The sequence below is a fragment of the Sphingomonas sp. PSPC2-2 genome (assembly GCF_049897725.1).
Classification (GTDB): domain Bacteria; phylum Pseudomonadota; class Alphaproteobacteria; order Sphingomonadales; family Sphingomonadaceae; genus Sphingomonas.
Window position 1 is genome coordinate 20,674 of sequence record NZ_JAFCWU010000018.1, and the last position, 8,617, is coordinate 29,290.

The window sequence follows — 8,617 nt, forward strand, 5'->3', positions numbered from 1 at the left end:
GTGACTACACGAAAGTGACGTATCTGCACGGAAAGGGCGAACGGATAGCGAACGTCACGCGGCAAGTAGGGAGTTGACGGCGCGCAGCGGTCGCAAGGCGTCCGGATCGGGTTGATCTTCAACATTCCAGCTATAGTCACCGGTCAGCGAGATATGCTCCCAGCCCAATGGCGCGATGTGGCGTGCGATTTCGTCGGCTGTGCCGATGTCCGCCAGCGCCATTTCGAGATAGCGAGTGTTCCACAAGATGATGGCGGCGACGAGCAGGTTGAGGCCGGAGGCGCGATAGGTCTGGTTCTCGAACCGACGATCGCGCAGTTCGCCGAGCTGGTTGAAGAAGAGCGCGCGGGCGAGCGCGTTGCGGGCTTCGCCTTTGTTGAGGCCCGCCTGGGTGCGCCGGCGCAGGTCGATGTCGCGCAGCCAGTCGAGCATGAAAATGGAGCGTTCGAGGCGGCCCAGCTCGCGTAGTGCGAGGGCCAGTCCGTTCTGTCGCGGATAGGCGGACAAGCGGCGCAGCATTGCCGAAGCAGTGACGGTGCCGGTGCGGATCGACGTGGCGAACCGCAGCAGTTCGTCCCAATGCGCCGCGACATGACCCAATGCGATCGGTTCGGCCGTCATGCCGGCAAGCAAGGGGCCGGATTCTTGGCCGGGAAGGAGGTGTAAACGACGCTCCTTGATGTCGCGCAGGCGCGGCGCGAAGCGGTAGCCGAAGAAGGGCATGAGGCCGAACACATGGTCCGATGCCCCGCCCGTATCGGTGTAGTGCTCCTCGATCGTCAGGCCGGTCTGGTGATACAGCAAGCCATCCAGCACATAGGGCGCTTCGCCAGCGGTCGCCGCGATCACCCGACTTGCGAAGGGGTCATATCGATCCGAGACATGGGTGTAGAAGGCAACGCCTGGTTCGTTGCCGCTGCGCGCGTTGATGTCGCCGATCGCGGCCCCACGGCCCCCGGCATGAAATTGCTGTCCGTCGCTCGACGAAGTGGTGCCGTCTCCCCACAGCGCGGCGAGCGGCATGGCGCGATGGGCGTCGATCAGCCTTCCCAACGCTTCGCCATAGGCGGCTTCGCTGATGTGCCAGTCGTGAAGATGGGCGAGCTGACGCAGACTTGCGCCCCGGCAGGTTTCCGCCATGCGTGTGAGGCCGAGATTGATGCCATCGGCGAGGATGACCGTGAGCAGCGCATTGCGATCGTCGGCTTCCCGGCCCGAACGACGATGGATGAAGCATTCGCTGAACCCGGTCCAGGCATCGACCTCCAGCAGAAGATCGGTGATCTTCACGCGCGGCAGTCGATCATAGGCGGCGCGACGGGCAATCTCGGTGGCGGGCGGTGTTGCCGCCTTCAGCGGCGAGATGATGAGACCGTTTTCGTCAAGCTTAACCTGGGGCAGCTCCCCTTGCCGTGCAAGGACCGTTACCTGCTCGATCGCCGTGTCGAGCCTGGTGCGCCGTTCCTCGATATGGCGCTCGAAATCCGTTTCGATGGCGAGCGGCAACGGCCCCTTCTCGCGCAGCGCCGCAAAGGTCGCCGGCGGTATGAGATAGCTGTCGAAATCGCGAAACTGCCGGCTTCCCGCGACCCATATATCCCCGGCTCGCAACCGCTCGCGTAGTTGCGACAAGGCGCATAGTTCATAAGCGGCACGATCAACGATGCCATCCCGCAGGACGAACGGGCGCCATGCGGGCGGCACAAAGCGTAGCGGCACGCGATCAGGCAAGCGCCGTTTGCCGGTCCGATATAGCTCCGCGATGATGGCCAGCGCTGACAGGAGCCCCTGAACCGCGCCGGCGCCGCGAAACTCGAAGGCGTTGAGAAAAGCGCCGACAAAGAGCTTCACCGTCCGATGCCGCTCGATCAATTCGGCGGTGCGATCGACGGTTTCCGGTCGCCCGAGCACTTCGGCCTGCTCGACGGCCACGGCGAAGTGCTGCCAGTCCAGCGCCTCGATCTGCGCCAGAGAATCCACGCCCTTGCTGCGCGCGTCGATGAGGAGGCGGCAAGACCCCGTGAGCGTCCGGAGGTGGCCTTGCAACTCGCGCACCGTCTTGAGGGCTTTGTCGCGGGTCCGGTTCTCGGCGCGGCGCGCCATGCTGCCCAACAGCTTGTCGAACATCGTCAGGGTGGCGTCGGTCAGGCTTTCCTCAAGCCGGATGCCGGTTGCCGCCAGCGTCGCATGGCGGCGCAGGGCATTGAGTTCGCCAAGGTGCTGGGGTGTGATGCGGCTGCCTTCGTCCGCCAGCCTGTCAAAAGTCAAAGCCGGGATCATGTCGGCACGGGCGCGATCGAGGCCCAGCGCGCGGATATAGGCGAGCCGTTCGATCAGGCGCAGGATGTTGCGCGCTGCCGGCGATTGTGGCGCATTGCGCATCCAGGATAGCCATGTCGCGACCTGCCCCGGTCGTCGGGCCAGCAAATCGTCCAGGCCCTGAAGGGTGTCAGGCAGCAGGCCATTCGTGAGCACTTCATAGGTAAGCTGTTCGGCTTGCTGGCGCGCCCGCCGCAGCACCGCTTCGAGAATCGACGGAGAAGGCAGGAGGATCTGCAGGCGCCGGAGTTCATCGACGATGACGTCTGCCATCTGGCCGGGGTGTATGATGGTCTGCGCGATTGGGACCGAGAAGGCGACAACTTCACGGAAAGCGTTGCGGTCAAAAATCCTGAACCCGTGCGATCGTCGGATTTCGACGAGATGCTCGCGACGGGTCTGGTCCCGATGGGCATAATCCGCGAAGGCTGCCGGCGCGACGCCGAGTTGCTGCGCCACATAGGCGAGCACAGGAGCGGGCGGGACTTCGCCCGCTTCCAGCGCACGGCCAGGCCATCTCATATATAGCATGAGCATCGCATAGCCGAGCCGGGTGGCATCGCCGCGACGGCGGCCGACAATTTCCAGGTCGTCGCTGGTCAGCGTATAATGACGCGCGATCTCGCGCTCATCGAGCGGCGCGCCATAATGCCTCGCCCAGATTTCCAGGCTCACCAGTCGCCGTCTCGCCAAGCATCATCTCCTTCGCTTTGCGTGTCCGTCAGACGGTCCTCTGGCGGCCAACAGGAATATGTCCGTTAACTCTGGACCTGTAACGGCGATTCGGACAAGATCGCATAATGACGGGAAAACGGACAGGATCGGGCATCATGTGGCGCTGATCGGCTATGCGCGCGTCTCGACCGCAGACCAGAAGCTGTCGCTCCAGCTTGACGCGCTGAACACTGCCGGGTGCGACCGTATATTCGACGATCACGCATCCGGGGCAAAAGCCGATCGGCCTGGCCTAACCGAAGCGCTCGCCTATTTGCGCCCCGGCGACACGCTGGTGGTCTGGAAACTCGACCGCCTCGGCCGCTCGATGAGCCACCTGATCGAGAAGGTCGGCGAGCTTGCGGCGCGCGGCATCGGGTTCCGCTCACTCACCGAGAATATCGACACCACCACTTCGGGCGGCATGCTGGTGTTCAACATCTTCGGCTCGCTGGCCCAATTCGAGCGTGACCTGATCCGTGAACGCACTCATGCCGGCCTCAAGGCCGCACGCGAGCGGGGCAACAAGGGTGGTCGCCGGCCTGTCGTTACCCCCGACAAACTACGTAAAGCGCGGGCGCATATCGCAGCGGGCCTCACTGTTCGTGAGGCGGCGGCCCGGCTCAAGATCGGCAAAACCGCCCTATACAAGGCTCTGGAAAACGCGTGAAACCGCTGGCGATCAAGAACTCGTGGGTGCTGGTCACAGGGGCTTCGACCGGTTTGGGCAGAGCGTCCGCCCTCCGCTTGGCGGCATCGTACCAGGCCAAGCCCCTGATTGTTGGACGAAGGCTCGACAACTTGCGGGAGCTACAGACCGAAATTGACGAGCGGTTCAATGTGCCGTGCGAGATTATAGTGGCTGATCAACGTGAAATCGAGGGCAGGGAGAAAATCGCGGCTAAGGTTGCAGAATTGCAAGTAACAGCCGCTTTGTTGGTTGCCGGAATGACGAGCGTTGGTTCATTTGATGCAGGCCGTGCCGACACTTATGCCGAGGTAATTGAAACAAACATACTCGGTTTCACGGATTTGCTGGCTCGCCTGATTGCGATTTTCAGGGAGCAGCCGTTTGAATCCTCAGTAATCGCCGTGTCGAGCCTGGCGGGCGAAACATCCGTGCCCTTCCAAGCGGTCTACGGCGCGTCGAAAGCCTATGTGAGCACCCTCATGCGAGCGCTTTCCGTGGAGCTTGCCGGGACGGGAGTGAGTGTTGGGTCTTTTGCACCCGGTGGAATCGACACAGACATGGCTGCCCTCAGCGATTTGAAGTGGGGGAGGTTGGGTTTGATGGACGTTGACCGGTGCGCGGCCCATGCAGTCCACGCTCTGGTTTATCGGCAATCCTTCGCCATACCGGGGATGGGCAACCAGCTCACATATTTGGCGAGCAGGGTTCTACCTCGATCGTTGGTCAATCGGATTGCCGCCCTCCCATATCGGCGCCCGTAGGGCGGCACCACATAAAAGGGGCAGGAAAGCCTGCGAATAGCATCTGCTGGCATCGTACCGGATTTGTTCGCCCTTAGCGTGCAGATACGTCACTTTCGTGTAGTCACCCCATGTAATCGGCGATGCTCCAGGGAAGCCCGCCATAGCGGACCATCATGGTGTAACCGGCGGAATCGAGGTCGACGCTGGCGAGCGGTCGCGCGTTGGCGAGCGTTCCGGTGCGCCATCCCGACCACTCGCGCCAGCCATCGGCCTTGCGCCAGCGCGACAGACAATTGGCCGAGATCAGCACCGGTGCTTGCAGCGCGACCGCGCGCTGAAGGATAGGCCCGTTTGCGAGATGCGGCAGGCCGAGGATGATCTCGATCGTCATCGTCTAGCGGCCAGCTAGCTGATAGCTGTCGGCCATTCCGACAATACGCATCACAGATCCTCGCGCAGCATGAGCGTGAGAACACGGCGCGTGATGCTGGCGTCGGCGGGGTCTTCCGATCCCCATTCCAGCGCCACGTCATAATAATCGATACGGAAGTGTATCGTCTCGCCTGACAGCTCGAACTGGCCGCGATCGCGCTCGGGACAGTCGGCGGGGAAAGTGTAGCGGCGCAGCGCCTGCAGGACATGCGCCTGGGCGACGGCTTCCGAGGCGAGCGTGCCGTTCGACAGCGCGCCGAGGCACGCGCGCGTCATGACGATCTTCGCGGTGCGGTCGAACCCCTGGCGGCAACGGTCGTTGAGCCTGGCCACGGCTTCGAGGCGCGTTTCGGTGGCGGTCGAAATCATGTGATGATCCTCCGTTTGGTCGATAGCGATGGTGGCGGGGACTTCAGGCGGCGAGCGCGTCGCTTCGTCCCCGGCCTCGTTCGGGAAAGGCCGCATGGAAGCGGTCGAGCCAGTCGCCCATCGTCGGGCGCTCGCCGAGCGGGATGACGGCCGCGACATCCTGGAACCGGATGAGGTCGAGCGGCGCATCGCGGATGATCCGGTCGATCTCGTCAGCCGGCAGGAGGTGCTCGTCGCGGATGAAGGCGGTCATCGATCCCGGGCGCGCGCGGGTCGATCTGCGCCACAGGCCCTCGACCGTGTGCAGTCGCGGGGCGGCGCGTGCCTCGACCAGCACGATGAGTCGCAGGCACCATTGCGGGAGGCCGCGGATTTCGCTCGGATGGTTGGCGATGCACAGCCAGCACGCCGATTTGGGTGGCACCGGCAGACCCTCGGCCTGGATGCGGGCGACGCAGTCGGGCCGGTCCCATCGCCATTCGCGCAAGGGGTACTCGCAGTCGTACAGCGGATCGTCGATCGACAGCGCATGGTTGGCGCGCGCGGTGTCGCGCGGTCCGGCGTCATAGCCGATCAGGCGAACGACGCGCTGCCCGCGCGCCCAAGCGTCGACCGCTGGTTGCCAGGTCGACAGGAATTTGTCCTGCGGCGCCTTCTTGTATTTGAGGCTGCAACTCGACCCGCCGAGCGACTTGCTCGGCAGCGTGGCATTGGTCAGGCACATCTCGAGGATGCCGTAATAGGGCGGCCAGTGCTTGAATCGCTTCGGGACATAGCTGACCAGCTCGAAACGGATACCGCGGTCGCGCATCCAGGGCCGGATCACGTCGAGATATTCGTAGGTCGCCGGTTTCTCGACCGAGGTATCGGCGGTCAGCACGAGGTCAGGCGCTTCGCCGCGCGCGTGCTTCTCGATCAGCAGCGCGGTGCTGTCGACGCCGATGCCGTAGGCCAGCACCACTGGTGGCGGCGGCGCCAGCGGCACGACCGGAACTGGCGCGCCGGTCATGGCGCCTCCTCCGGTTCTAGATAGGTGTCATAGGGCGCACCGGCAGACTCGATCCAGCTACCCTCCTCGTCGAGATTCTCGATCCGTGCGAGCAGCGCCGCCTTCAGCTGGCGCGCATCGACGTCGTGGCCCTTGTCGTCGTTCGAGACGAGGCTGAAGGCGAGCGTGTAGGCGTGGTTGTAGCGCGCCATGTCACGCGTCCTCCGCCGCGGCCTTGGGCGCGGCGGGAACCGCGCGGGGCGTGATCGTCACGTCGAGCCGGTCGCGATTGATGACGACGGTGACCGTCCGGTCCTCGGGGACGAGGAAATAATGCCCCGCCAGCTTGTCGCGAATGCGGTTCTCAAGCGCGGCATCGTCGCCTTCGAGCAGGCCGATGATTCGTTCGGCGGCATCGGCCTGGAAGCGCTCGAGCTGCGTATCGTAGCTGTCGGCATCGCTGTCGTCGCTGGCATAGAAGATCGCGCTTTCGAGGATGTCGGCGACGCCGAGCGCGGTGATTTCGCTGCCCCGGCGGACGAAGACGGACGTCTCGTCGACCGAGTTGCACGACCATTGGTCGGGTGCGAAGGCGACATCCGCGTCGGTCGATACCTCGATGAATGCGCCGGCGTGGCTCATCGTCGCCTCGAGCGTGATAGCCTCGACCCAACCGTTTTCCGCCTCGGCGGGGGCTTCGCGGCTGTCGGAGACGATGAAGGTGCGGTCGCCCTGGGTGACGCGGAACCGCATATCCTCGACACGGGCGAGGATATCGTACCAGCCATAGCCCTTGAACGCGTCCTGGGCCTCGACCAGCGGACCACCGAACGGATTATGCTTCGCGATCGCCGCCTGCGCGGGTTGGCCGATCAGCGCATCGAAGTCGGGCATCAGCACCATGCCGGTGTCGGTCACGCGTGCGCCGCTCTCGTAGTTGCGCGAGCTGTCGGCCGCATAGGCGGTCCATGCGAACAGATAGGGCTCGGCTTCGGGTAGTGCGATACCGAGCGAGCGCGCCTCGCGCCAGTCATGCGCCGACAGCCGGTGCGTCCCCGCGGCCTCGATCGCGCGGTAGATCGCGAGCCGGACCGCATCGCGCAGGGCGGCGATGCCGGTGTTCTCGACCACTTCCTTGCGCGCCGGGAGGACGAGCTGGATTTGCGGCGCGTCGAAGATGTCGACCCGCGCGATCCAGTGGCCGCCCCGGTCGACTTCCTGAACATACGGCAGGTCGCACGGGATGGTCAGCCCGTGGAAGTTGAGGCGTCCGTCGCGCGAGGAATAATGCGAGGGGTGTTTCTGGAACACGCCGATGCGCACGCCGTACCATTCCTCGACATGGACCGCGTCCTTCAGCCAGTCCTCCTGCGGAAGGACCGCGCCGTTCCAGGTCACGGGAACCGGATAATGTTTGGCGGCGCGGGCCACGTCGCGCTCGAGCGTCTTCAGCCACTCGTCGGGCACGCGCACGGTGATCGCGGTGCCGCGCATGATCGGATCGGGTTCGATCGCGATCGGGCGGCTCGTCTCCCACGCCGAGGCCGGGATATGCGCCATCCAGCCCTGGCGGTCGGGTTTCGAGAAGGAGCGGATGATGACGTCGCGGCCTGCGAGGCTGAACACGCCCATGCCGGCGGGATCTTCGGCGCGGCGCGTCTCGTCGGACCAGCCCGAGCGGCCGAGCGTGACGATGCTCACCGGATCGGCGATGCCGTGGCCGTCATCGGTGATGTGCAGGAAGTGCTCGGCGCCGGCGCCGTTCAGCGCGAGCGCGACGCCGGTCGCACCGGCGCGGCGCGCGTTCTGGAGGAGTTCGCAGATGACGTCGAACGCGGTATTGTTGAACAGGCGCGTGACCTTGGCGATCGTCTCGGGGGCGACCGCGGTCGCGATGGTGGCGGGAATCATGGGAGTGCGCTCCTGGAAAAGGGCTCAGGCGTCCGTCACGCCTTCCCTCCCCGCTCCCTCTCTCCTTCATCGGCGCATCGGGCCGAGCCCTGGTCAGCCTGCCTTGCCGTCGCGGAACGCGCCGACCACGGTGCCCGCGTCCCAGTGACCGCTGAGGATACCGCGACGCGGGACCGAGTTGATCGCATAGCGCCGCGCCGCGAGGAGGCGGGCACGCCGGGTGTCGCGGTCGATCGGCGCGCCGGTTGCGATATCGCGGGCGAGGCGAAGCGGCGTCATGGCTTTTCCTCATCGATTGTGCCGGGGATGGCAACATGGTCGGTGACGCCCGTTGGCTCTGTTGCAAAAATCGTGAAGCTTGAGCATGCTTGGCGGAGATTGGACGGACGGAACGATGACGGATTTCAAGTGGCGCCATTTCCAGGGTGATGTGATCCTGTGGGCGGTGCG

General features: G+C 64.6%; 9 protein-coding genes. 2 read left to right on the forward strand and 7 right to left on the reverse strand.

Annotated features, from left to right (window positions below; translation table 11 throughout):
• Nucleotides 1–54: 54 nt before the first annotated feature.
• Entirely contained in the window at nucleotides 55–3,012 is a 2,958-nt protein-coding gene (locus ACP7BY_RS20245) for a Tn3 family transposase (RefSeq protein ID WP_031286087.1), read from the reverse strand.
• A 139-nt stretch (nucleotides 3,013–3,151) separates the two neighbouring features.
• Here ACP7BY_RS20245 and ACP7BY_RS20250 point away from each other — a divergent pair, with 139 nt between their 5' ends.
• Nucleotides 3,152–3,703: a recombinase family protein gene (locus ACP7BY_RS20250; protein ID WP_004213210.1), complete on the forward strand. Its 552-nt coding sequence runs from the start codon at nucleotides 3,152–3,154 to the stop codon at nucleotides 3,701–3,703.
• Complete coding sequence (locus tag ACP7BY_RS20255) at nucleotides 3,700–4,485, forward strand: SDR family NAD(P)-dependent oxidoreductase (protein ID WP_004213209.1); 786 nt, start codon at nucleotides 3,700–3,702, stop codon at nucleotides 4,483–4,485. The genes ACP7BY_RS20250 and ACP7BY_RS20255 overlap by 4 nt, the downstream gene beginning before the upstream one ends.
• 103 nt (nucleotides 4,486–4,588) lie before the next feature.
• Here the strand turns inward: ACP7BY_RS20255 and ACP7BY_RS20260 are convergent, their stop codons facing one another.
• From ACP7BY_RS20260 to ACP7BY_RS20285, 6 genes are all read right to left on the reverse strand, one after another.
• Nucleotides 4,589–4,858 carry a hypothetical protein gene (locus ACP7BY_RS20260; RefSeq protein WP_426288330.1) on the reverse strand — a complete coding sequence of 90 codons (270 nt, stop codon included), beginning with the start codon at nucleotides 4,856–4,858 and terminating at the stop codon, nucleotides 4,589–4,591.
• Between the two features lie 50 nt (nucleotides 4,859–4,908).
• A complete protein-coding gene (locus tag ACP7BY_RS20265; protein ID WP_062126565.1) occupies nucleotides 4,909–5,268 on the reverse strand; it encodes a DUF3768 domain-containing protein in 360 nt (119 codons plus the stop codon).
• Between the two features lie 43 nt (nucleotides 5,269–5,311).
• The gene (locus tag ACP7BY_RS20270; protein WP_062126500.1) at nucleotides 5,312–6,277 is read right to left on the reverse strand and encodes a hypothetical protein; all 966 of its coding nucleotides are present in this window, start codon (nucleotides 6,275–6,277) and stop codon (nucleotides 5,312–5,314) included.
• Nucleotides 6,274–6,468, reverse strand: a complete 195-nt coding sequence (locus ACP7BY_RS20275) for a hypothetical protein (RefSeq protein ID WP_062126497.1) — start codon at nucleotides 6,466–6,468, stop codon at nucleotides 6,274–6,276. The genes ACP7BY_RS20270 and ACP7BY_RS20275 overlap by 4 nt, the downstream gene beginning before the upstream one ends.
• Nucleotide 6,469: 1 nt before the next feature.
• The gene (locus ACP7BY_RS20280; RefSeq protein WP_062126492.1) at nucleotides 6,470–8,167 is read right to left on the reverse strand and encodes an ATP-binding protein; all 1,698 of its coding nucleotides are present in this window, start codon (nucleotides 8,165–8,167) and stop codon (nucleotides 6,470–6,472) included.
• Between the two features lie 93 nt (nucleotides 8,168–8,260).
• Nucleotides 8,261–8,446, reverse strand: coding sequence for a hypothetical protein (locus ACP7BY_RS20285; RefSeq protein WP_024310655.1), 186 nt, complete (start codon nucleotides 8,444–8,446; stop codon nucleotides 8,261–8,263).
• Nucleotides 8,447–8,617: the final 171 nt, after the last annotated feature.

Coding starts and splice junctions, on each gene's coding strand:
- ACP7BY_RS20260 (WP_426288330.1), bottom strand. CDS start 4,858: ATGACGATCGAGATCATCCTCGGCCTGCCGCATCTCGCAAACGGGCCT.
- ACP7BY_RS20265 (WP_062126565.1), bottom strand. CDS start 5,268: ATGATTTCGACCGCCACCGAAACGCGCCTCGAAGCCGTGGCCAGGCTC.
- ACP7BY_RS20270 (WP_062126500.1), bottom strand. CDS start 6,277: ATGACCGGCGCGCCAGTTCCGGTCGTGCCGCTGGCGCCGCCGCCACCA.
- ACP7BY_RS20275 (WP_062126497.1), bottom strand. CDS start 6,468: ATGGCGCGCTACAACCACGCCTACACGCTCGCCTTCAGCCTCGTCTCG.
- ACP7BY_RS20280 (WP_062126492.1), bottom strand. CDS start 8,167: ATGATTCCCGCCACCATCGCGACCGCGGTCGCCCCCGAGACGATCGCC.
- ACP7BY_RS20285 (WP_024310655.1), bottom strand. CDS start 8,446: ATGACGCCGCTTCGCCTCGCCCGCGATATCGCAACCGGCGCGCCGATC.